Annotated in this window: 24 protein-coding genes, 1 tRNA gene and 1 pseudogene; 7 read left to right on the top strand and 19 right to left on the bottom strand. The window is 69.3% G+C overall.

The annotated features are described in order from the left end of the window. The first annotated feature begins 4 nt into the window (after positions 1-4). Positions 5-1,744, top strand: coding sequence for an alpha/beta-hydrolase family protein (locus tag A5730_RS05195; protein ID WP_067896562.1), 1,740 nt, complete (start codon positions 5-7; stop codon positions 1,742-1,744). Here the strand turns inward: A5730_RS05195 and A5730_RS05190 are convergent, their stop codons facing one another. Together A5730_RS05190 and A5730_RS05185 are read right to left on the bottom strand one after the other, a co-directional pair. Next, entirely contained in the window at positions 1,745-2,182 is a 438-nt protein-coding gene (locus tag A5730_RS05190; protein WP_067896559.1) for a rhodanese-like domain-containing protein, read from the bottom strand. It abuts the gene before it with no gap. Beyond that, positions 2,182-2,769 carry a cysteine dioxygenase family protein gene (locus A5730_RS05185; RefSeq protein ID WP_067896556.1) on the bottom strand — a complete coding sequence of 196 codons (588 nt, stop codon included), beginning with the start codon at positions 2,767-2,769 and terminating at the stop codon, positions 2,182-2,184. The genes A5730_RS05190 and A5730_RS05185 overlap by 1 nt, the downstream gene beginning before the upstream one ends. Positions 2,770-2,881: 112 nt before the next feature. On the opposite strand from A5730_RS05185, the gene A5730_RS05180 reads away from it, so the two are divergent. Both A5730_RS05180 and A5730_RS05175 read left to right on the top strand, forming a co-directional pair. Beyond that, on the top strand, positions 2,882-3,316 hold the full coding sequence (locus A5730_RS05180; RefSeq protein ID WP_067896553.1) for a lipoprotein LpqV: 435 nt from the start codon (positions 2,882-2,884) through the stop codon (positions 3,314-3,316). 90 nt (positions 3,317-3,406) lie between these two features. Beyond that, positions 3,407-4,468, top strand: a complete 1,062-nt coding sequence (locus tag A5730_RS05175; RefSeq protein WP_067896583.1) for a patatin-like phospholipase family protein — start codon at positions 3,407-3,409, stop codon at positions 4,466-4,468. 26 nt (positions 4,469-4,494) lie between these two features. Here A5730_RS05175 and A5730_RS05170 read toward each other — a convergent pair whose 3' ends face one another. The 9 genes from A5730_RS05170 to A5730_RS05130 form a co-directional block, all read right to left on the bottom strand. Next, positions 4,495-5,364, bottom strand: coding sequence for a patatin-like phospholipase family protein (locus A5730_RS05170; RefSeq protein WP_067896550.1), 870 nt, complete (start codon positions 5,362-5,364; stop codon positions 4,495-4,497). Positions 5,365-5,367: 3 nt separating this feature from the next. Then, positions 5,368-6,252, bottom strand: a complete 885-nt coding sequence (locus tag A5730_RS05165; protein ID WP_067896581.1) for a class II glutamine amidotransferase — start codon at positions 6,250-6,252, stop codon at positions 5,368-5,370. 21 nt (positions 6,253-6,273) lie between these two features. Continuing rightward, a complete protein-coding gene (locus A5730_RS05160; protein ID WP_067896547.1) occupies positions 6,274-6,744 on the bottom strand; it encodes an SRPBCC family protein in 471 nt (156 codons plus the stop codon). Positions 6,745-6,750: 6 nt separating this feature from the next. Beyond that, positions 6,751-8,382, bottom strand: a complete 1,632-nt coding sequence (locus A5730_RS05155; RefSeq protein WP_067896544.1) for a long-chain fatty acid--CoA ligase — start codon at positions 8,380-8,382, stop codon at positions 6,751-6,753. A 126-nt stretch (positions 8,383-8,508) separates the two neighbouring features. Continuing rightward, the gene (locus A5730_RS05150) at positions 8,509-9,567 is read right to left on the bottom strand and encodes a YncE family protein (protein WP_231994632.1); all 1,059 of its coding nucleotides are present in this window, start codon (positions 9,565-9,567) and stop codon (positions 8,509-8,511) included. Between the two features lie 385 nt (positions 9,568-9,952). Further along, positions 9,953-10,696 carry a DUF427 domain-containing protein gene (locus A5730_RS05145; RefSeq protein WP_067896578.1) on the bottom strand — a complete coding sequence of 248 codons (744 nt, stop codon included), beginning with the start codon at positions 10,694-10,696 and terminating at the stop codon, positions 9,953-9,955. A gap of 23 nt (positions 10,697-10,719) precedes the next feature. After that, complete coding sequence (locus tag A5730_RS05140; protein ID WP_067896538.1) at positions 10,720-10,995, bottom strand: DUF6295 family protein; 276 nt, start codon at positions 10,993-10,995, stop codon at positions 10,720-10,722. Positions 10,996-11,007: 12 nt separating this feature from the next. Further along, positions 11,008-11,763: a dienelactone hydrolase family protein gene (locus tag A5730_RS05135; protein ID WP_067896535.1), complete on the bottom strand. Its 756-nt coding sequence runs from the start codon at positions 11,761-11,763 to the stop codon at positions 11,008-11,010. Positions 11,764-11,861: 98 nt separating this feature from the next. Further along, positions 11,862-12,644 carry a hypothetical protein gene (locus A5730_RS05130; RefSeq protein ID WP_067896531.1) on the bottom strand — a complete coding sequence of 261 codons (783 nt, stop codon included), beginning with the start codon at positions 12,642-12,644 and terminating at the stop codon, positions 11,862-11,864. Between the two features lie 228 nt (positions 12,645-12,872). Between A5730_RS05130 and A5730_RS05125 the strand changes: the two genes are divergently transcribed. After that, positions 12,873-13,484 (top strand): chemotaxis protein CheB, encoded by a 612-nt coding sequence (locus A5730_RS05125; RefSeq protein ID WP_082946717.1) that lies wholly within the window; start codon positions 12,873-12,875, stop codon positions 13,482-13,484. Between the two features lie 22 nt (positions 13,485-13,506). On the opposite strand, the gene A5730_RS05120 is transcribed toward A5730_RS05125, so the two are convergent. The 8 genes from A5730_RS05120 to A5730_RS05085 all read right to left on the bottom strand — a co-directional run bounded on the left by A5730_RS05120 (position 13,507) and on the right by A5730_RS05085 (position 20,220). Then, complete coding sequence (locus tag A5730_RS05120; RefSeq protein WP_067896528.1) at positions 13,507-14,721, bottom strand: methyltransferase; 1,215 nt, start codon at positions 14,719-14,721, stop codon at positions 13,507-13,509. 59 nt (positions 14,722-14,780) lie between these two features. After that, positions 14,781-15,146, bottom strand: a complete 366-nt coding sequence (locus A5730_RS05115) for a DUF732 domain-containing protein (protein WP_067896526.1) — start codon at positions 15,144-15,146, stop codon at positions 14,781-14,783. Between the two features lie 11 nt (positions 15,147-15,157). Next, positions 15,158-15,634 carry a hypothetical protein gene (locus A5730_RS05110; RefSeq protein ID WP_156745692.1) on the bottom strand — a complete coding sequence of 159 codons (477 nt, stop codon included), beginning with the start codon at positions 15,632-15,634 and terminating at the stop codon, positions 15,158-15,160. 93 nt (positions 15,635-15,727) lie between these two features. Continuing rightward, positions 15,728-17,503, bottom strand: coding sequence for an ATP-binding cassette domain-containing protein (locus tag A5730_RS05105; RefSeq protein ID WP_067896520.1), 1,776 nt, complete (start codon positions 17,501-17,503; stop codon positions 15,728-15,730). Between the two features lie 9 nt (positions 17,504-17,512). Then, entirely contained in the window at positions 17,513-18,373 is an 861-nt protein-coding gene (locus A5730_RS05100; RefSeq protein ID WP_231994631.1) for a phosphatidate cytidylyltransferase, read from the bottom strand. A gap of 57 nt (positions 18,374-18,430) precedes the next feature. After that, positions 18,431-19,060: a 1-acyl-sn-glycerol-3-phosphate acyltransferase gene (locus tag A5730_RS05095; protein WP_067896515.1), complete on the bottom strand. Its 630-nt coding sequence runs from the start codon at positions 19,058-19,060 to the stop codon at positions 18,431-18,433. After that, positions 19,057-19,800, bottom strand: a complete 744-nt coding sequence (locus A5730_RS05090; RefSeq protein WP_231994630.1) for a CDP-alcohol phosphatidyltransferase family protein — start codon at positions 19,798-19,800, stop codon at positions 19,057-19,059. The genes A5730_RS05095 and A5730_RS05090 overlap by 4 nt, the downstream gene beginning before the upstream one ends. A gap of 346 nt (positions 19,801-20,146) precedes the next feature. After that, positions 20,147-20,220: transfer RNA gene (locus tag A5730_RS05085), tRNA-Leu, on the bottom strand. A gap of 354 nt (positions 20,221-20,574) precedes the next feature. On the opposite strand from A5730_RS05085, the gene A5730_RS05080 reads away from it, so the two are divergent. The 3 genes and pseudogenes from A5730_RS05080 to A5730_RS24175 all read left to right on the top strand — a co-directional run. Beyond that, entirely contained in the window at positions 20,575-21,468 is an 894-nt protein-coding gene (locus A5730_RS05080; RefSeq protein ID WP_055405419.1) for a PE domain-containing protein, read from the top strand. A 52-nt stretch (positions 21,469-21,520) separates the two neighbouring features. Beyond that, complete coding sequence (locus A5730_RS05075; RefSeq protein WP_067896512.1) at positions 21,521-22,669, top strand: PPE family protein; 1,149 nt, start codon at positions 21,521-21,523, stop codon at positions 22,667-22,669. 162 nt (positions 22,670-22,831) lie between these two features. Next, positions 22,832-22,908, top strand: a pseudogene (locus A5730_RS24175) (WXG100 family type VII secretion target); the annotation flags it as partial.

The raw sequence follows: 22,908 nt of genomic DNA, 5'->3' as shown, positions 1-22,908 counted from the left end.
TGCGATGAGCGAACCCGGATCAGCCGTCACCGAGGAAGCCCCGGGCCCGGAGGCCGGACCCGAGGCCGCCCCGGAAAGCGAGGCGCCGCCCTCGACCCGAAAGCCTTGGTGGGTACGCCATTACACGTTCACCGGCACCGCGGTCGGGCTCGTCTTCATCTGGTTCTCCATGACGCCGTCACTGCTGCCCCGCGGGGCGCTGTTCCAGGCGTTGGTCAGCGGGATCTCCGGCGCCATCGGTTACGGGCTGGGCGTTTTCGCCGTATGGCTGGTCCGTTACATGCGCGCCAAGGATCACAGCCCGCCGCCGCCGCGGTGGGCGTGGATGGTGCTGATCCCGGTCGGTGCGCTCGGCATGGTGTTGATGGCGATCTGGTTCCACGTCTGGCAGGACAACGTGCGCGACCTGATGGGCGTCGCGCACCTGCAGTGGTACGACTACCCGGTGGCCGCGGGGCTGTCCGTGGTGGTGCTGTTCTCGCTCGTCGAGATCGGCCAGTTCATCCGGTTGCTGGTCAGGTTCCTGGTCGCTCAGGTCGACCGCATCGCGCCATTCCGACTGTCGGCGACCATCGTGGTGGCGTTGCTGGTGGTGCTCACCATCACCTTGCTCAACGGTGTCGTGCTCAAGTTCGCGATGCGCACCATGAACAACACCTTCGCCTCGGCGAACAACGAGATGAATCCCGACACCGCGCCGCCGAAGACGCCGCTGCGATCCGGTGGCCCCGAGTCGCTCGTGTCGTGGGAATCCCTTGGCCACCAAGGCCGCATCTTCGTGGAGGCCGGGCCCACGGTCGCCCAGCTCAGCGCGTTCAACGGCGTGCCGGCGGCCGAACCGATCCGCGCCTACGCCGGGCTGAACTCCGCGGACGGCATCACTGCGACCGCCGAACTCGCCGCGCGCGAGTTGCAGCGCACCGGCGGGCTGCAGCGCGCGGTCGTCGCCGTCGCCACGACCACCGGCACCGGCTGGATCAACGAGGCCGAGGCCGACGCGCTCGAGTACATGTACAACGGCAACACCGCGATCGTCAGCATGCAGTACTCGTTCCTGCCGAGCTGGCTGTCCTTCCTGGTGGACAAGGAGAACGCCCGGCACGCCGGGCAGGCGCTGTTCGAGGCCGTCGATCGCCTGATTCGCCAGATGCCCGAGGCCCAACGGCCCAAGCTCGTCGTCTTCGGCGAAAGCCTGGGATCGTTCGGCGGCGAGGCGCCGTTCATGAGCCTCAACAACGTCCTCGCGCGCACCGACGGCGCCCTGTTCAGCGGACCGACGTTCCAGAACACCATCTGGACCGACCTGACCTCCACGCGCGACGCCGGTTCCCCGGAGTGGCTGCCGATCTACGACCACGGCAAGTACGTCCGGTTCGTCGCGCGCCCAAGCAATTTGGGCCGCCCGAACTCCGCGTGGGACCGACCGCGGGTGGTCTATCTGCAGCACGCCTCGGATCCGATCGCCTGGTGGTCCCCCGATCTGCTGTTCAGCCAACCCGATTGGCTGCGGGAGCGGCGGGGCTACGACGTGCTGCCCGAAACACATTGGATCCCGGTGGTGACGTTTCTGCAGGTGTCGGCGGATATGGCGGTGGCGGTCGACGTGCCCGAGGGGCACGGCCACCACTACGTCGCCGACGCGGCCGACGGTTGGGCCGCGGTGCTCTCCCCGCCGGGTTGGACGCCGGAGAAGACCAACAGGCTACGGCCGCTGCTGCATTCGGATGCCACCTCCACCGGGTAGCTAGAGCCAGCGGCGCCCGGAGTCGGCGAACAGTCCCGGCCCGGCGTCGACCGGGGCCCCCGAAAGCTGTTCGAGCACATGGGCTTCCGCGAGCGCGTGATAGCCGCCGACGACGTCCGTGGCACGGTGCAGGCCGATGTCGAGCAGCGCGGCCGCCGCGAGGCTGGACGTGTAGCCCTCCGAGCACACGATCACCCATTCGACGTCGTCGCCGACGGCCTCGGGCAGCCTGGCGTCGCTGGTCGGGTCGCAGCGCCACTCCAAGACGTTGCGCTCGATCACCAGCGCGCCGGGGATCTCGCCCTCGCGCAAACGCTGGGCCTCCGGCCGGATGTCGACCAGCACCGCCCCGCGCCGGATCGCTTCGGGAACTTCGGCGGCGGGAAGACGGCGGAGGCGGCGCCGGGCGGATCTCAACACGACGTCGATGCGGCTCATCACGGTCCTTCCGGTTGGTCGGTCAGTTCGGTCCGTTGGCGGCGCAACCGATTTCGGCCGGTCACCTCGTAGTAGGACATCGCGGTCAGCGGCGGCGAGTAGGCATGCACGCTCAGCGACGGCCGCGGTGCGACGGGCACCGACACGGGGCGCGGCGCCCACACCACGTCGTGCACCCAACCCAGGGGAAACCCGGCCTGATCGCCGGCGTCCAACCGGCGGTGCCGCAGCGCGCGGCCATCCCACCGGAACTCGTTGAGCGACCCGGACACGACCGTCAGCGCGCCCAGGGATCCGCCGTGGTCGTGCAGCTCGGTGTGATGACCGGGGACCCAGCTGATCAGCCAGACGTCCAGCTCCTCGTCACCGTGGATGCGGGTGAACCAGCGGCGCGACTCGGGGATCCCGCCCGGGGGCAGCAAGTGGTCGCACCGTCCGCTCAGCACATCGTCGGCGGCCTGGTCGGTGGCGTGCAGGAGGTCGGGAACCCGCAGGCGGGTGGGCCCGGACGCCGGGGACGAGATGGTGCGCGGGCGCAACGCGGCGGGGGCGGCGACGGGCGCACGGCTCGCTAAGGGCAACGACATGGTGGAGCTCCAGAGAAACGGGATCGGACGGGCGGCGGCGGGTTAGGGCCGACAACACTCGCAAAATCCGAAGCGCTCCATCACGGCCGCCAGTGTTGCATAGATTGGCAGGGTGCGCTGGTGCGGTCATCGACCCCGACTGTGGGGCACGCTCGTCGTCGTGGCGGTCGGGTTGTCGGGGGTCGCGGGGTGCTCGTCGGGCGCCCCGACCGGCACGCCCGCGTCCTCGCCGGCGCGGCCGCCGGGCCCCGGCGCGGCGCCGCCGGGGGCGGTCGGGCTGTCCCCCGCCGGCGTGACGACCCGGGTCGACGTTCCCGCGAATTCGACCGAGGAAGAGTATTACCAGGCCTGTCACGCCGCGAAAGTGTGGATGGACGCCCAGCCACGGACCGGTCAGTCGCTGTTCGAGCCCTATCTGGGGATGGTCCAGGCCGCACCGTCGGGCACCGCGGGCAGCTGGAACGCCCGCTGGGCGGACCTGACGCCGGCCCGGCAGGCGGCCGTGATCACGGCCGCGCGGGCCGCCGCCAACGACGAATGCGGCTAGCCCCTTCGAACTCGTGCGCGATTGAATTCACGGGTACATAAAGTGCCCACCCGGCCGGTGCGGGGCGCTCGCGCCGCGCAAAATGAAGGCATGCCGGAGGGACGCCGATCCTCACCCACCCGCGTGGCCCTGGCCCTGGGCAGCGGCGGGGCCCGCGGCTACGCCCACATCGGGGTGATCGAGGCGCTGCGCGCCCGCGACTACGAGATCGTCGGGATCGCGGGCTCGTCGATGGGCGCGCTGGTCGGCGGGCTGGAGGCGGCCGGGCGCCGCGACGAATTCGCCGACTGGGCGAAGTCGCTGACGCAGCGCACCATCCTGCGGCTGCTCGACTTTTCGATCAGCGCGGCCGGGGTGATGCGGGCCGAGAAGATCCTGGACGCGGTGCGCGACATCCTCGGGCCGGTCGCCATCGAGGAGCTGCCCATTCCCTTCACCGCGGTGGCGACCGACCTGCTGGCCGGCAAGTCGGTGTGGTTTCAGCGCGGTCCCGTCGACGAGGCGATCCGCGCGTCCATCGCCATCCCGGGCGTGATCGCCCCGCACGAAGTCGACGGGCGCCTGCTCGCCGACGGCGGCATCCTGGACCCGCTGCCGATGGCCCCCCTTTCGGCGGTCAACGCCGACGTGACCATCGCGGTGAGCCTGTCCGGCAGCGAGTCGATCGCGGCGCGCGACGACGAGGCCGGCGTCACGGCCGAGTGGCTGAATCGCATGGTGCGCAGCACCTCCGCGCTGCTCGACACCGCCGCAGCCCGGTCGCTGCTCGACCGGCCGACCGCGCGCGCCGTGCTGGGCAGGTTCGGCGGGTCCACCGGGGAAGCGGACGGCTGGTCGGAGGATCTGGACGCGGAAACGCCTGGGGCCGAGGATGATACGACCGCTGAACTGGCCGAGATCGGGCCGGAGATCCCGAAGCTGGGCAGCTTCGAGGTGATGAATCGGACGATCGACATCGCCCAGGCCGCGCTGGCGCGCCATACGCTGGCGGTCTACCCGCCCGATCTGTTGATCGAGATCCCCCGCTCGACGTGCCGGGGCCTGGAATTTCACCGGGCGGCCGAGGTGATCGCCGTGGGCCGTGCGCTGGCCGACGAGGCGCTGGACGCCTTCGAGAACGACCGCGCCGCGCTACCCGCGGCCGAGGACTGAAATCCACGCTGCTGCAACGAATTTGGTTACACGCCCAAGAACCGGGCGACGGCGGGCGCCTCGCGTCGGCCCTGCTCGCGTCCGGCCAGCGCCGAGTCGACGCGACACTTGGGGTCCAGCGGATTGGACCCGAACGCGGCCAGCGAGCCGGAGTCGGCGAAAACCGCGAGCGTCGCGCCGGCGAAGGAGGCGATCTCCGCGGCCGGTGCGGGGCCGAATGGCGACGGCGCGTCCGCACCCGAGGGCACCAGCACAACCGCCGCGTCGCAGTCGCCGGCCACGCCGAGGTTGATCGTGCTGCCGACCCCGCCGTCCATGTAGCGCCGGCCCGCGATCGCCACCGGCGGCCACGCGCCGGGTACCGCGCAGCTGGCCGCCACCGCGTCGACGAGGTCGACGCCGGAATCGCGGTCGAAAACGACCAATTCGCCGGTGGCGACGTCGATTGCGGTCACCCGCAGCGCCCGGTCCGGCCAGTCGTGCGACGGCAGGCGCTGCGCGATCACCCGGCGGCGCACGGGCGGCGGAACGGTCTGCGTCGCCACGGCCACGGCGCCGATCCGCCGCAGCTGCTGCCGCGTCCGGTCCGCGGGGTCCGGGTAGGGCTCGGCCAGGGCGGCCAGGAACATGCCGGTGATGGTGTCGATGTCCACGCCGGAATCGATCTCGGGCGACGATTCGGCGACCTGCCGCTCGAACAGCGCGTCGAGCGTGCTGCCGCTGCCGATCTGCGCGGCGACCGCCGAACCCGCCGAGGTCCCCACCAGCACGTCCGAGGCGAGCAACAGTTCCGCCGCGGCCGGCGACGCATCGGCGATGCCGCGCAAAACGCCCGTTTCCCAGGCTATTCCGGCAATTCCCCCGCCTGCCAACACAAGCGCCCGTCTGTTCGCCACGGGCTACCGCCGAGCGCTCGGCAGCGCGTGCTGCGCGTCCTGAACCTGCGCGCTCAGATCCGCCCGCCGCAGCGGGTGCGCGGGCGGGTCGGGCAGGATCACGCTCCTCTCGACCCGCAGCGCGGCGTCGACGTGGACCAGCTCACCGGGATCGAGCAGGCGCCAGCGCGGGTCGGTGTCCATGCGTTCGGTGGCGAACACCACCGACGGGCGGGTACACAGATGCTCCGATCGCGCGTGAATTCGCTTGGTGCGCAAGTCGAATTCGGGGGCCTGGTTGGCATCGTCGCCGGACCGGTCCAGAAAGTAGAGTTCGTGGGTTTCGGGGTACCGCAGCGCCCACACGTCGGTCGCCGTGCTCAGTAACACGTTGACCGCGTAGATCGGCACGTTCGCCGCGAGCCATTTCATGGCGTCGGCCACGCCCGCGGTCACGTCGCCGTCGAGCGCGCGGATCGAGGCCGTGATCAACGCGAACACGCGCTCGGAATCGGTGTCGCCCAGGACCAAAGCGTCCGTGCCGACCTCGCGCAGCCGTTCGTCGAGGACGTCGAGCCCCTCCAGCACGCCGTTGTGCGCGAAGATCCGCCCGTCCTGCAGGAACGGGTGGGTGTTGCGGACGTCGAGCGAACCGGTCGTCGCGTAGCGCACGTGCGCGATGAACGTCGTGCCGGTCAGCTCGTGGGCCTCGGTGGCGAACGCGGCGTCCTCCCAGGCCGCCATGGGCTGCTTGTCCAGCCGTGGCCGGCCGCCCTCGTCGAAGACGCCCAACCCCGTGCCGTCCGGGTTCCTCTTGCTCTGTTCGGCCAGGCTGTCGGGGGCGTCCAGCAACCAGAACGTCGCCGAGCAGACCCGCGTCCCGGCATGGAGCCCGAAGAGTCGACACATGGTCTCGACGGTACCCAAGCGTCAGCGGGTCAACGCCCCGGCAAGGTCGCGCAACGCCCGCCGCGCGTAGCCCTTCCACAGCATCCCGAACAGCGGCAGGCCCAGGGCCGTCAAGGCCGACTTGGGGTAGATCGTCCAGCGCCAAGTGATTTCGGTGCCGTCACCGGCCGGGCGGAAGGCCCATTCGCCGGTGACGGAGCCGACCAGCAGTGCCATCGGGCCGCGGATCGCGGTGAGCCGGTAACCGAACGACCGCGGCGGGTCGACACTGGTCAGGTCTTCACGCGCGCTGCCGCCGACCAGGACGATCGTGCGGCTCTGCCCGGCGGCGTCCCAGGCGCCGGTCTGGTCGCGCACCTCTTTGATCGGCGGGAACGGCCCGTACCAGTGGCCGAAGATCTCCGGCAGCGGGATGGGCAGCGTGCCGTGAAACGCCTTGTCGGGCGCGAGCGGCACCACATGCGATTGCTCGACGGCCAGGGGCTGTGTCATCGGTTGTCAGTCCCGGGCCTCGACCACCCAGTAGCCATGCTCGGCGTAGCGCGCCCGAATGGCCTTCTTGTCGTACTTGCCCACGCTGGTGCGGGGAATCTCCTCGACGAACGCCCACCGCTCGGGCAGCCACCACCGAGCCACCTTCTCCGCCAGGAACTTTCGCAGATCCTCCGCGCTGACCGTGGCGCCTTCCTTGGCCACCACGACGGCCAGCGGCCGTTCCTGCCACCGCTCGTCGGGCACGCCGACCACCGCGGCCTCCACCACGTGCGGGTGCCCGACCAAGTCGTTCTCCAATTCGACCGAGGAAATCCACTCGCCACCGGACTTGATGACGTCCTTGGCCCGGTCGGTCAGGGTGACGAATCCTTGCTCGTCGATCCGCCCCACGTCGCCGGTGCGCAGCCAGCCGGAGTCGAACTTCGAGTCGTCGGCCGTCAGGTAGTAGGAGCCGGCGATCCACGGTCCGCGGACTTCCACCTCGCCCACGGCCTTGCCGTCGTTGGGCAGCACCTGCCCGTCGTCGTCGACGATCCGCATCTCCACCCCGCAGACCGGCTGGCCCTGGGTGGCGCGATACGCCCAGTGCTGGTCGTCGGGCGTTCCCGGGGGCGGCCACGCCATCGTGGCCATGGGCGACGTTTCCGTCATGCCCCACAGCTGCCGGATCTGCACGCCGTGCTTTTCCTCGAACGTGCGCATCAGCGAGACCGGAACGGCCGAGCCGCCGCAGACCACCAGCCGCAACGACGACATGTCGTGATCGGGTTCGTCCTCGAGGCGATGCAGGACGTCGTTCCAGATGGTGGGCACCGCGCCCGCGAGGGTCGGCCGCTCGTCCTCCACCATCCGGATCAGGGACCGCGCGTCCAGGTGGCAGTCGGGCAACACCAGGTCGGCGCCGGCCATCAGCGCCGCATACGGCAGGCCCCACGCGTTGGCGTGGAACATCGGCACGATCGGCAGCACGCTGTCCACGGAACCCACGCCGATGCCGTTGGTGGTGCAGGCCGCCATGGTGTGCAGGTAACTCGAACGATGGCTGTACACCACGCCTTTGGGGTTGCCCGTGGTGCCGCTGGTGTAGCACATGGCGGCCGCGGACTTCTCGTCGATCTCCGGCCAGTCGAACTCGGTGGGCTCGCCGGCGAGCACGTCGGCGTACCGGAGCACGGTCTTGCCCGAGCCCTCGAACGCGGAGGTGTCCCCCTCCCCCACGACGATCGCGGTGTGCACGGTCTTGAGGTCGCCCAGCACCGGGGCGAGCAGCTTGGCCAGCGACGCGTCGACCAGCACCACCTGGTCTTCGGCCTCGTTGGCGACATAGACGATCTGTTCGGCGAAGAGGCGGATGTTGAGCGTGTGCAGCACGGCGCCCATCGACGGCACCGCCAGGTAGGTCGCCAGGTGTTCGGCGTTGTTCCACATGAACGTCGCGACCCGCTGATCCCCGGTAATGCCGAGGCGGCGCAATCCGTTCGCCAGCCGCGCGGCGTCCTGACCCAGTTCCCGGTAGCTCGTGCGCCGGTAGCCGTCACTGGTGGCGGTGGTGACCGTGCGGGCGCCGTGCGCGCCGCAGCCGTGCCGCATGATCGCGGTGATCGTCAACGGAAAGTCCTGCATCGTGCTGTCCATTGAGGTACCGCCTTTTCAAGCGTCGCCTGATGTCAACCCGCGGACGCGGTCCGGCCGCGCCGCGGGCCGGCGGCGAAGGGCCGTCGGCAGCTCCACCCTAAGCCTCGCCGGCGCCGGCGATCGCCGCTACGCGAAGACGGGCTCCCGCTGGGGCAGCTCGCGGAGTCCGGTGGTCGGCGCCTCGGCCGGCCCCGGGCCCACGGCGATCGGCAGCACCGTGACCGCGCCGGCGTGGTCGGCGATGTAGAGGTATCGGCCGTCGGGGCTTTCGACCACGCAGGACGGGTGCTTGGCCGCGCCGATGTCAGCGATGACGTCGTGCGTTCGCGTGCACACCACCACGACGCGGTCGTCGCTGACCAGGTAGGCGCGCCGGCCGTCGCGGTTGAGCGACAAGCGGGTGAGCGGGCCGGCCACCTCGCTGAGCTTGCGCGTGCCGGTGATCTTGCGGGTCCGGGTGTCGATGACGTCGAGCACCGCGCCCACGACGGGGCCACAACTGGCGACGTAGGCCGTGCCGCCGTCGGCGCTAAGCGCGACGTCGCGGATGGGCAGACCCAGGTCATAGGAGCCGACGACGCGGCCGTCGGACCGCGCCCCGGTCGCGATGACGACCAGCTGGCCGCCAAACGGCCCGTTGGTGGCGGCGTACACGTGCCGCCCGTCCGGGCTGATGCGGACGCATTCGGCGGTGGTCCCGGGGCTGGTGGCGAGGTCGATCACCTCGAAGTCGCCGGCGGTGGTGTCGACGACCGTGACGTCGGCGCCGGCAGCGCCGTTGCGGCTGGCGTACACGAAGCGGCCGTCGGCGCTCACGGTCAGGTCGCTGACGTGCGACGCCAGCGGATGCGTCGCGACGTGCGCGTTGGTGGTGAGGTCGACGACGGCGATCCAGTCATACGCGGCCGACGCCGCGCTGATGTAGGCGCGCGGGGAGTCCCCACCGCTCAGGGCGACCGCGAACGGTTCCTCGATGCCCAGCGTCTGCACCACCCGACGGGAATCGGTGTCGATGATCGACACCGTGTCGCCGCCGTGGTTGGCCACCACGAGTCGGCTGCCGTCACCGTTGATGCCGATGTCGCTGATCGGACCGTTTCGCACCGGGATCTGCACCACCGGGGCGTCGTGGAATCGGAACGTCCGCTCATTCCGGTCGTGCCGGAAGGCCTTGCGGTCATCCATACCGCTCACGCTGCACCGCCTTTGCTATGTTGTCGGCACGGGGGCGAAGTCGCCGGACTCGCGCGACGATCGGCCTCCGGATCCAGGAGGATCTCAGCACCGAAAGGCGCTGAAGCGACTGGTTTTTGCGAGTCTACCGGCCGAAATTCGCGTCCAAGCGGGTCGAAATCCCCCGACGTTAGCTACGTCACTCCCCGCACTCAGGTTCTGCTCAGGCTTTCAATTACGCTGTATCGCAGTCGCTTACCCGTAGCGAAAGCGACGCAAACGCGCATCCGGCGGATTTCGCGTACGCCGCTAACGTCGCCGGTCACCGCGGTGGCGTCGTCCAGGTTAAGAAACTCTCAGGGTCTGCGCACAAAGAGGGAAAGATCACACCGGTTCGCTAGCTGAATTGGGTTTGCGGACGGGCCAATGCGGCGCCATCGACGAAGATATCGAGCTTTTCGTTGTAAAAGGCCACCAGACCGGCGATCTGGCCGACGGCCGGCAACGGGTAGTGGTAGGTCCAGGCCAGGTCGGGGTGCAGCGTGTCGCCGGACCGCACCGACCAGTACCCCGACGTCACGCCCTTGTACGGGCAAAGCGTCTGCGTCGTGCTGGGTTCGAGGTGCTCGAAGGAGATGTCGGTCGGGTCGATGTAATACCTTGTCGGCAAACCTGTTTCGAACAGCAGTACCGGAGAACTGCTGTCCGCCAGCACAATTCCGTCAAGTTCGACCCGAACGTGCCGGTGCGAGCGCAGCGCGTCAACGCGCGAATAGGGATTGCGCGGGTGGCCGTAGATAGGCTCGTCTTCCTCGAACCACCGCAGCCCATTCCATTCGAATCGCACCGTGCCGGCCACGGGCCCGTCGCCGTCGGGGTCGAACACCCGCGCGGCGGACGGGTGCGTCTGGCCGGCGGCCTCGATGGAGTGCAGCCGCGACGGACCGAATTGCACGCGCTGCGAATGGTTTTCGTCGCGCAGGAACTCCGCACGGACATCGGCCAGCGGGATGTAGTACTGCGGGTAGTACGGAACTTCCCACACATACAGGGCGGCGGTGGTGTCGAAGACCAACGCGTCCCCGAGGTAGCCGCGCACCCGGCGCGGCGCCGGCTCGATTCTGCCGCGCGCGGCAGCCATCTGGGGGTAGTCACGCTCGGCGGTCACGGCTGATCCTTCGAGGCCAGCCCGGCCGGGGCGTGGGCGATCGCCGCGCGGATGGCGTCGGCCAGCGCCAGGGCGCTTTCCTCGGTGAGTTCCAGCGCCACCCGCGCCGACGGCCCCAGCTGCGGGTTGATGACGTCGATGTTGACCGTGTGGCCGTAGGCGGCGTGCACGGGATGGTCGACGTACACGGTCGCGCGGCTGGCGCCGAACCACCCCGTGGCGCCCTTGCCGCTGCCGTCGATCGCGACGTGTTCGGTGAGATAGGTGCACATGAGCGGCGAAACCTAACCTTTCAGGTGGGTGGCGAAGAACTCGTCGATGCGGCGCCAGCCGTCGACCGCGGCCTCCGGCCGATACGCGGGGCGATCGACGGAGAAGAACGAGTGACCCGCGCCCTCGTAGGAGTGGAACTCGTGCGGCTTGTTCAGCCTGTTCAGCTCCTCGTCCAGGGCGGCCACCGCCGAGGGCGCCGGGAACCGGTCGTCGAGGCCGAACAGGCCCAGCAGCGGGCAGCCGAGCTGGGGTGCCAGCTGCAGGATCGGCTTCATGACCTTGGGCATGCCCTCCGGCGGATCCTCGACGATGAACGCGCCGTAGCAGTCCACCGCGGCGTCGAACGGCAGCGAGCAGGCCGCCAGGTAGGCGTGCCGGCCGCCCGAACAGTGCCCGATGACCCCGAACTTGCCGTTGGCGCCCGGCAACGAACGCAGGTGTTCTACCGCGCCCGCGACGTCACCGACGAGCCGCTCGTCGGGCACCCCGCCCGCGGCGCGCGCCGCCGCCGCGGCGTCGTCGGGCGACGCGCCCGGGGCCTCGCGCGAATAGAGGTTCGGCGCCACGGCGTGGTAGCCGGTGACGGCGAGGCGCCGGACGAACTCCTTGGTCTCGCGGTCATAGCCCGGCATGTGATGGATCCACACGACTCCGCCGCGCGTCCCCTCCGCCAAGGGGGAAGCCCGGTAGGCCTCGATCTCGTCGCCGCCGTGCCCGGTGATGGTGATGGTCTCCGCGCGGATGGCGTCTGGACTGGGCGCGTTCATCGCGACTCCTCGTGGCTGGCCGACACCGGGAGCGGGGCGCATGCGGCTGGCGCCGGGCCGCCCCGCCGGAAACCAACGTATCGGAAAAACCCGAGCGCTCAGCGCCGCTTGTCGCGCACCTTGTAGGTCGACGGCCACGACTTGCGGGACTCGTCCCCGGTCAACGGGGTGCCCACGCCCCCCACCTTCACGTTGTAGGCCTCCTTGCCGGGGCCGACCTCGCGGTTCGCGTGTTCCTGGGCGAGGTAGTACAGCTCGTCGATGGTCGCCTCGTCGTAAGCGACGAACGAGGTCTCCCGCACGAGGTCGTCGATGCCGGCCAGCATCCGGTCGGCCACCAACCGAGACGCGAGGGCCGCCAGGGCCAACAGCGTGAACGGAACGATCCAGTAACACACGTAGGACAGCGGGGTTCGGGTGTCCAGGATCGTCGCATCACGGCGCGCGATCGCCGGGATGGCCGACGACACCGTCATGCCGGCCGCCGTCGCCAACCAGATCCAGCTCAGGACGCCGACCATCCGGCCGAACAGCCCGGTCTTGACGACGTCCGCGGGTTGTTCCGCGGCCGCGAAGGCGCGCACGAATGGCTTGCCGGTCAGGGTGCCGACCAGCGCCACCAGGAAGAACCCGGCGGCGCTCACCGGCAACATCCACCGCTGGGCGAACGAGGAACTCACCGCGAAAGACAGCACCGTCAGCGCCACAAAGACTGCGGCGGAACCGATTTCGAGCGTCCGCTCCGCCTCGTCGGCGACGTTCCCGATCAACAGCGCGGTGGCCGCGACGATCAGCCCGACAATCGCGGCGGCAGAAAACGGAACGTTGCCGACGAGCACCCAGTACGCGATCCACGGCGCAAGACCAAAGAGCATGCCCACGATGGGTCAGTGTATGAGCGCTGGTTCGTCGCCCGGTCGGCAGGCCGAACATTTGGTCCGCGGGCCGCCCCGAGCCGCGACGCTAGGCCATCAAAGCCGTTGCGAGCGGAGGGCTTATGGCCCTTGGCAATCCGTATGTGGCAGGGCCAGGGTTGAAGTCCTACGCTGGTAAGCGGTGGCGGGGTCTTCCGAGCTGTCAGCCAGGGCAGAGCAAGGCTAGGTCGAGCGATGGAACCTACGGCCGCACCCGCCGAAGGCGTAGTGGCGATCGGCGCATCCGCCGGAGGTATCGAAGCGCTGTGCGACCTGGCGGCGGGAATGCCGGCGGACCTTCCGTTCGCGGTCATGATCGTCGTGCACATGAGCCGCGAAACGCCCTCGCTGCTCGCGGAGATCATCGACCGCAGCGGCCCGTTGCCGGCGGTCACCGCGGTCGCCGGCGCCGCGCTGGAGGCCGGGCGAATCTACGCCGCGGTGCCCGACCGCCATCTGCTCGCCCGTGACCATCGCGCGGTGCTGTCGACCGGGCCCCTGGAACGCGGTCGCCGACCCGCCATCGACCCGCTCTTTCGATCTGTCGCCCTAGACTACGGCCGGCACGCGATCGGCGTGCTGATGTCGGGGCTGCTCGACGACGGCGTGGCCGGATTGGGCGCCATCAAGGCCGCGGGCGGGACGACGGTGGTCCAGGAGCTCGCGGACGCGTTGTATCCCGACCTGCCCCGAAACGCCATCCGGGCCGGTGTGGCCGACCAGACGGCGGCGGCACGGGACATCGGGGGCCTCCTCGCGCGGCTGGCTCGCGGGATCATCGACGAGCCGGCGGCGGACGCTGGCTAAACCCTTTGCGACGCAAGGCATCTCACGCGTTCAGCGCGATCGCCAGGAAATCGAGCCGCCACAGCGACTGGAACAGCTTGCGCCCGAAGTCGCGCACCAAGTCGGCGTTTTCCGGGCCGACGTCGTCGCGCTGCGCCACCTGCTCGATGATGTCCCGGATCGTGCGACGGCCGTCGACCTGCGCAACGAAGGGCAGCTGGGCCGGGTTGAGCTTCAGCGTCGTGCCGGGCAGGTGAATTTCCTCGCCCCTGAGCAGGCAGGCCGTCCGCAGCAGCGGGACGTAGTCGAGCGCCGCGGCCGTCGAGAAATCGATCGTGTATTGCTCCTTGGGACGTTCCGGGCGGCAGGCGATGAAGAAGTGGCTGGCATTGGCAGGCTGCAGGCGTTCCATCACCGACCAGAGTTCGGCGTCGGGCAGTCGGTCGAGCATCGCCTGGAATTGGCTCGCCGGCGCGACGAAGTCGTGCGGGTAATACGGCGCCTTGTGGAACCAGCCCTGGAACGCCAGCCCAGCGGAGTCGACCAGGTCCAGGCATTCGGCAACGGTGTAGTTGCGCTGGCGGCTGTGCAGGAACGTGTCCACCAGGGCGCCGTCGGACACCAGGTCGCGAGCGCCCTTCAGGTAGGGGCGGACGGGGTGATCGGGCGGCAGCACCGCAAGCGCCTCCTTGACCAATTGGACCGACGCGTCGTCCTGCGTCAGCCCGAGGTCGCGGAAAGCCGATTCGAGCATGTCGACACCGAGCCGGCCGTACTTCGCGTAAAGCATGACGCCCAGCGCGCCTTCGGTGCGCAGGCACCCGCCGAGCGCCTTGAGCCCGGCCAGCGGATCCGCCATGTGGTGCAGGACGCCGGTGGACACGATGAGGTCGAAGTCGCGATGCAGGGTCGACGCCTCTTCGATGGGCAGCAGGCGCAGTTCCAGGTTGTCCAGGCCGTGCTTGTCCTTCAGGTACTGCTGGTGCTTCAGCGCCGACCGGCTGACGTCGATCGCGACCACTTTGGCGCCGCGGTTCATGAAGGCGAAGAGGGCCGCCTGGAAGGTGCCGCACCCCGCAATCAGGATGTCTAGGTCGGGCTTGTAGTCCCGGTCGGGCCACAGCACCCGGTGCGCCCAGAAGGGATCGAACCAATCCCAGTGGTTCTTGCTCCACGCCGCCAGGTCGGTCACCGGAGGCGGATACTCCCAGCGATCGTATTGGCGGGAGACCTCGTCGACCCGCGGATCGTCGGTCACTTCGGCGCACCCTCCTTCGCGGTGGCGGTCGCGACCAACTTACTGTGCCCGGCGCGCACTCACATCAGCGGCGGCCCCGGGATCAGCCAGATCAGCGAACTGTCGATGAGGCCCCGATACTGCGGGCAGTAGGCCGCCACGGACAAGCCGACGAAGTAGCTGGACTCTCTCATCGTGAGATCGGTGTCGTGCTTCACCTTCATCGCCAGAACGCTGGCATTGGCGTTGTTGTCGAACCCGGTGCACACCCGGTGGGCCATCGCGATCGCGATGTCGCTGTCCCGAACCTCGATCCCGTAATTCGCCAGTGACGCGATGAACGCATCATCGGCCGGGTCGGCCGACGCCGGCGCCGGGGAAAGCAGCGTCGCGGCGAGCAGCAGGACGGCACAGACGGCCGACCGCTTACCGGGGTGGGCGTTCATCTCGCCGGCGCCTACGGGGAACCGTTGACAATGCGGTCACGGATGGCGCTGGCGGTGGTGAGATGCGCCTCCGCGGAATTCATGAATTCGCCCGCGTGGCGCGCCTCGTTCGTGTCGCGATCCTCGATCGCGGCGACGCAGAAATGGGAGGCGGCGTCGAAGTCGTCGAGGCTGGCTTGCAACGCGTCGGTGAGCTCCTTGTCGGGGGACGGCATATGCCCTTGCAGGAAGCTCGCCGCCTCGTGCCCGTCGCGGCAGGCCGCCCCGAGAGCGGCGTAGTCCTGGGTACCGATGGCAAATGTCGCCTTGCCCATGGCGATTCCCAACTCCTGCATGTGGTCCTTGGTCATTTCGACCCAACCGCGCACCGCCTGAGCGTGAGACGTGCTCGTGGTGGTCGTGCCGCCAGCGCCGGTGTGTGTTCCAGACGAGCAGCCCGCCACCAAGAGAAGCACCGCCGCCGCGCCCACCATGGCTCGCTTGATCACCACCGGCCTCCTAAACCCCGTGCATGGTGATCTTCGTTCCGGCGGCGCCGGCTAGACAGGGCACAAAGGCTCTAGCTCCGGCAGCGAGGTGCCTCAACGTCGAAGGCGCCACCGCGTGATGCCCGCGAAGAGCACGGCAAGCACTCCCAACATGGCCATGTTCATGAGCCATGCCGAGCTGGAGTGCCGCCAGAGCGACTCGTTCGCAATCCCCGCGACCAGCTTGGTCAGATCGGCCGTCGACGCGGTGGCCGCGAACCCCCATCGTCCGGGAGTCAGCCAGGCAAGGGCCTCCATCAGCGGTCTGCCGGTCACCGGGATGAAACCGCCCGCGAGCACCAGTTGCGCCATCAGGGTCATCGCCAACAGCACGATGACCTGATCGCCGGTGCGCGCGAGAGCCGAAAGCGCAAGCCCGAGAACGACCGCCACCACGCACGTCGTCGCGACACCGACGAACAACTCGAAGGTCGGGCTGCCCAAGACCACCGCACTCGACGGGCCAGGCTTGCCGATCGAAGGCGCCGTGACGATCAGGACGAGTATGGCGGATTGAAGCACCGCGACCGCGCCGAAGACGGTTGTTTTCGCCAGCAGGTAAGCCGACGCCGACAATCCCGCCGCCCGCTCGCGCCGGAAGACGGCGCGTTCGCCGACGAGATCGCGGACGCTGAGTGTGGTTCCCATCAGGATCGCCGCGAAGCTCGTCAACGCGACGATGTGCTTGGCTTCGAACGGCGGTGCGCCAAGCGCCGGCATGTGGCTCAGGCCCGCATGGCCCGTGACGGTCAACGGCAGCAGGCCGACGACGAACGGCAACACCGCGAGGAAGGCGAGGTAACCCCGGTTCGCCGCAAGCAACCGCACCTGGCGGCGTGCGAGCGTCGACGTTTGGCGCCACACGCCCACCCGGGGTGGTTGTGATGCCGGCTGCACCGGCGCGGCGCGGCACCCGGTGTCCGCGGCCTGGGAGCCCCGGCCCTGCACGAACCGTCGGTGCATACCGTCCGGATCGGAACATACCTTCGTGAAGATGTCGGCCCAATCCGACGCTCCCAGAAAGGAACTGAGCCGATCGGGTGGTCCGCAGAAAACCGTCTTCCCGCCGGGCGCGAGCAGCAGCACTTGGTCGCACACGTCCAGGAACGTCAACGAGTGCGTCACCACCACGACCACGCGGCCGGCGTCGGCCAACCGGCGCAGCATCGCCATCACCGAGCGGTCCAGGGCCGGATCCAGCCCCGTCGTCGGTTCGTCGAGCACCAATAGGTCGGGACGGGTCAACAATTCGACCGCCACCGACACGCGCTTACGCTGGCCGCCCGACAACTTGTCGATGCGGGTGTCGGCGTGCGGCGAGAGCTCGAGTTCCTCGAGCACCGTGCTGATCACCTGCCCGCGTTCGCTTGCGGTGGTGTCGGCGGGCATTCGGAGTTCCGCCGCGAACCGCAGCGCCTGAGTGACGGTGAGTCGGCCGTGCACCAGATCGTCCTGGGGCACCATCCCGATCTCGCTGCGCATGGCGTGCACGGCCCTCGCCCGGAAACACACCGTGCCGCCGGTCGGGCGCTGCGCCCCGGCGGCGACCTTGGCCAGCGTCGACTTGCCCGCGCCCGATGGACCGATCACCGCGGTCAGGGTACCGGGGCGCGCCGTGAACGAAACCTGGTCCAGGAGAACCTTTTTGCCGTCTACGGCGAGGGTGACATCCTGCATCTGCAGGCCATCGGTCGCCGCGGGCCGGACGCTCCGGCTTATCGGGATCGACCCGAACGGCGCTGCCGGGAATCGCCAACGAGCACGCATATCCGTGGCGTCGTCGGTCCGGTTACGCAGGGTGATCGGCAGCGTGGGCTTGTCGTTATTCATCGAGATCTCTCATCCGAGGAAGTACGCGAGTGGGAGGACAACCAGCAGTGAATCGATGCGGTCGAGTAGGCCGCCGAAGCCGGGCAGCCAGCCACCGGCGTCCTTGACCTGGGCCTGGCGCTTGAGCATGGACTCGAGCAAGTCACCGAACAGACCGCCGATGGAGACGGCGATGAGCAGGCCGACGGAGATGGTGCCCAGGAGCGTGAGGATTACGAACGCGCCGGCAATGGCGCCGACCATCCCGCCGATGGTCTTGTTGGGACTCAGCGGGGAGAGCGGCCTGCGCGCCCATCGCATGCGGCGCAACCCTTTTCCGCCACACCAGGCCGCGACGTCGGTGGCCGCGACGGCGAAGCACAGCAGGTACGCGTCCGCCCCCACCATGACGAGGTGGGAAAGCGACCAGCAGATCCACACCGACGCGAACGCGGCGGACGCTGCCCGCCTGGCGCCATGCTCGACGTCGCCCTCGAGGACGGAGGGCACCACGCACAGCAGCACGACGATCGGCGCGAACTGGAGAAGCGTGGGGCGCAGCCACGCCGCGATCGGGTATGCCACGGCCAGCACCACGAGCACGTAGGTGTCGGCGCGGCCGAGCTTGACCAGTCGCGCGTACTCGATCACCGCGACGACAGCCAGTGCCGCGGCCAAGCCCGCCGCCGTGCCGTGGCCGGCCCAGACGGGGAGCCCGACAGCCGGGGCGATCAGCACCCAGGTGCGCCACTTCTGCACCAACTCCTGCTTGCGCGAGAGCGCGACGGCGATGCCCGCGACCGCGAGGATCGCCACCGTGACCCACATCAGGAACACCGCCCGCGAATACATGTGAACGTGCAGCGGACCCAGGTCTATGTTGAGCGGCATCCGCCGATCGAGACGAGGCAACCAGTGCTCGACGAGTGACATTGCGGGCCCCCGGTTCTACGACGCCAGCGCGAAGCGGTCATCGGCCACGAAGTCGCCCCGCAGTGCCAGCACCCGCGACCGCAGTTGCGGTGCCGAGGTGGTGTGGGGATCGACAGGTGCACCGAGGCGTACCTCCATCGGGCCGGGCGAGAAGCTTCCGTCCTTCGGTAGCACGTCGGCAGTCCCCACGATCGCTACCGGAACGATGGGCACCCCGAACTCTCGCGCCAGACGTATTGCGCCGTAACGGAATTCGCCGATGGTGCCGTCCGTGGACCGCGTTCCCTCGGGATAGATGACGACGGTCCGTCCCGCGCGCAGCGCCGGGCCGACGGCCGCGACCAGCGCGTCGTAGTTGCCGTCGCCCGAGCGTCGCACCGGCAGTATTCCGATCAGCGAGGTGGCGATGAAGCGTCGCACCGGCACGTCGAACCAGTAATCGGCGGCCGCGCCGAAGACCGGGCGAGCTGTGGGCGGCAACGCCGCCACCAGCACCGCGGTGTCGGCGTGCGAGGCGTGATTGGCGACGACGATGCAGCCGCCCTCGGCGGTCCACCGCCCGGTCACCGTGAGGCCGCCGGAGACGGCGCACACCGTCCGCCACAGCCAGTGGCGAAGGACGCTCGCAGTTCGGTTGACGGTCATGCGGCCACCTGCGCCATGGGCAGCGTGACGGCGTCGAACCGCTGGTGAGTCACGATGAACGGCTGCGTGATCGCATCGAACTGCTCGAACAGCGCGAGGCGCTCGGTCGTTTCGACCGGCGTTTCGTGCGCGGGCCGCGCCTTCAACTCGCGGTGGGCGGCCCGCAGCCGCAGGACAGTGGTGAGCAGCGATCCGTTCACCAACTGCGCCAGCAGGATCGGCATGGCGATGGGAAAGGCGGTGGCCAGCACGAGGAACAGGCAGCGTTCGGTCTTGCCGAGCGGTCCGCCGTTGCGGCGCGTGAGGCCCGCCGCGGCGACGGCCAGCGACGCGAAGGTCGGCAACGTGGCGGCCAGCGCGGCCAGCAGAACCTGAAGCACGGGCCAGGACAACCAGTGCAATCCGGAGCCGTGCTGCCGCGCCGCCCAGACCGCCAGGCCCGCGAAGGCGAGCAGGTCTGCGGTGCGGTCGCCGAGTTCGTTGACCACGAAGCCCCACGGCCGGCTCACGCCACGCGCTCGGGCGACCGCTCCGTCAAGGTTGGCGCCGGCCAGCCGGATCACCATGAAGACCGCCGCCAGCGGCCACCAACCGAACGCGATGGCGGTTCCGGCGGCACCAGCCGCGGCGACACCGGCGGCGGTGAAGACGTCGGGAGACACTCGCCGAGCCACCGCAAAGTCGACGATCGGGGCCAGCCTTGCGGTGAACCACGGCTTCAATGCGTACAGGCCGGCCATGCGGGTCTTGCGAGCAGTCGAAGGGGCTGCGTGATGGGTAGCGACGTTGGTGTTGATGGCCGGCTCCTTTCGTTTCCTGCCGAGTCCTACGGGGGATGCGCCACCTGGTGGCGGCGCGTGCGATAAGTAGATGGAGGCCGACGGACTACCGATCCCAATTCGTTGACGTGTCGTGGCCAAAATGAGGCGATCACCTCATGCGCGCGGCGGGAGACCGAGTCATAGGGCGACCCCGGCCCTTGCCCGGGCTGCGTGAGTTGACGGTGTGCGACGGCGCGGCCCGGACTTTTTCGGAAACTGACCGCTGACGGCCGCTCGTGCGGCGTCTGCCTGCATATTCGCCCGGTGCCCCCAGTCGGACTCGAACCGACACTGGGCGGATTTTAAGTCCGCTGCCTCTGCCAATTGGGCTATGGGGGCTCGGCGGCGAATCTAGCGCGCCGGGGCGCGTTCCGGACCATCGCGTCCCACCGGAAATGCGCGAAGTTCCCAAGCTGCGCTGCTGCGGGACGTCCGCTAGGATCCGCGCCCGCGCGCATTAACCCCGGCTTTCCGGCAGATGACAGATCACATCACTATGTCGCGCGGCAGGACCGTGTTAAAACTACCGACTTCATCGTTAAAAAGCCGTAAACGGCTGTCACGCTGGCGCTTTCGGTCGGGACCGTGGAGTCGTGGGTCGTTAGTGTTACGCCAACGCACAGGGGCCGTTACGCGAACACACAGGTCGACCAACACACGGGGGTCGACTCGTTCCAACATTAGGAGCAATCGATGGCATTTCTGACAACACAGACCGAAGAGATGCTCGCTGCCGAGCAGCTGCTGTCGGGGATCAACACCAACCTGGCCGCGCAGAACGCGGGCGCCGCGGCGGCGACCACGGTCATCGCTCCGGCCGCCGCCGACCCGGTGTCGGCCCAGCAAGCCGCGATCTTCTCGGCGTACGGCACCCAGTACCAGGCGATCGCCACCGAGGCGCAAACGCTGCTCGAGAACTACGCCCAAACCCTGGGCATCAGCTCCGGCAGCTACGGCGACACTGAGGCCATCAACGCGGCCCAGGCCACGCTGTCGAGCGCCGCGTCTCCGGCCGCCGCCGCTGCCGCCGCGCCGTCGAACACCCCGCTGGACTGGCTGGCATACCTGCTCGGTAGCACCGGCAACGGCACCAACCCGCAAATGCTCGGCGGGATCTTCGGCCTCTCGAGCAACACCGCCAACCTCTTCAACATCGGCGGCGGCAACTGGGCCTCGGCCGGTTCCGACCTCCTGGGTCTGGCCGGTGGCGGTCTGCTCGACACCTCCGCCGCCGACGCCGCCGGCTCGGCGGCCGACGCGGCGGGCCTGGCCGACACGACCGCGCCGATGGCCGGCGGTGGTATGGCCGGGATCGGCGCGGCGCCAATGGCCGCGGCGGGCCAGGCGAGCCTGGTCGGCAAGCTCTCGGTGCCGCCGACGTGGGCCGCCCCGGCCACCCCGGTGGTGGGCACCAGCGCGGCGCCGCTCGAGACGGTCGGCTGGACCGCCGCCGCGCCGCAGGCCGGCACGGGCGGGATCATCCCGGGGATGCCGGGAATGGGCGCGGCCGCGCGCAACAGCGCCGGCTTCGGTGCACCGCGCTACGGCGTCAAGCCGATCGTCATGCCCAAGCCCACGGCCGTCTAGCCCTGCCATCCAGACTTCAAATTCCTAGAGACAAAAGGAGCGGGAAACACAAATGGTTCTTGACTTTGCAGCAATTCCGCCGGAGATCACCTCCTCACTCATGTACGCCGGCGCGGGCGCCGCGCCGCTGATGGCCGCCGCAACGGCGTACGCCAACCTGGCCGCCGAGGTGAGCACCACGGCGACCCAGTGGGAATCGATCATCTCGTTGCTGACCAGCGAGCAGTGGACGGGCGGCGGCTCGGCTGCGGCCGCGGCCGCGGCCCAGCCCATCATCGCCTACCTGACCGAAACGTCGGCGACGCTCGAGCAGGCGAGCGCGCAGGCCATGGCCTCGGCGGCCGCTTACGAGGCCGCGTTCGCGGCGACGGTGCCGCCGCCGGTGATCGCGGCCAACCGGACGCTGCTGGCGACGCTCGTGGCCACCAACTTCCTGGGCATCAACTCGGCCGCGATCGCCGCGACCGAGGCGCAGTACGCCGCCATGTGGGCGCAGGACGCTGCCATGATGGCCGCCTACCAGGCCGCCTCCGCGGCCGCCGGGGTTCTCACCCCGGTGACTCCGCTGACGTCGACCACCAACCCCGCGACCGCCGCGGCCGCCAGCAGCACCGCGCTGGCCGCGGACTCGACGGCTGGCACGGCCCAAGCACTGGCGGCTCCCGCGGCGGCGGCCGCGCCCAGCCTCCCGTTCACGACCAACGGCATTCTGGGCTCGATCGACAACTTCCTCGGCACGCCGTCTGTGCTCAACGGCATCAACGGCGCGGTGAACACCGCGGCATGGTGGGTGTGCAACACCATCCCGACCGCGGTCTCCCTGGGACACACGCTGGGTTCGGTGCCGTCGATCCCGTTCGCGCTCACCGACTCCGTCACGCCGCTCGCCGGTGGAATGATTCCGGGCACCATGGTGGGCTCGGTGTCGGGCGCGGGCGCATCGGCCGCCCTGGGCGAGGCCTCCGCCGTCGGCGGCCTGTCGGTGCCGGCCGGTTGGAATGCGGCCGCCCCCGCGTCGTTGGCCTCCTCCACCGCTCCCCTCGAGGGCTCGGGGTGGACGGCCGCGGCCGCGCCGGAGCTGGTCGCGGCGATGCCCGGGATGCCGGGCATGGCTGCGGCGGCCAAGGGCGCCGGCGCCTACGGCGCCGGACCGCGGTACGGCTTCAAGCCGATCGTCATGCCCAAGCAGGTTGTCGTCTGATGTCGGGAAAACCGGTACGGGAATTAAGGGGGTACATGTCACCCGTTTGAGGCGATCAGTTAACCGGTAGGCCGTAATCTATCCATAACGCGGCTACCACCGCATCAATTTCAACTGTTAGAACTTCGACACTGAAACTTGAAGGAAAAGGAGAAAGGCAACATGGCAACTCGTTTTATGACCGACCCGCACGAGATGCGGGCGATGGCGGGCCGCTTTGAGGTGCACGCCCAGACCGT

The sequence above is a fragment of the Mycobacterium sp. ACS4054 genome, assembly GCF_001667275.1.
Taxonomy (GTDB): domain Bacteria; phylum Actinomycetota; class Actinomycetes; order Mycobacteriales; family Mycobacteriaceae; genus Mycobacterium.
Note: the sequence above shows the minus strand (reverse complement) of the source record. Positions and strands in the feature narration are given on the sequence as shown.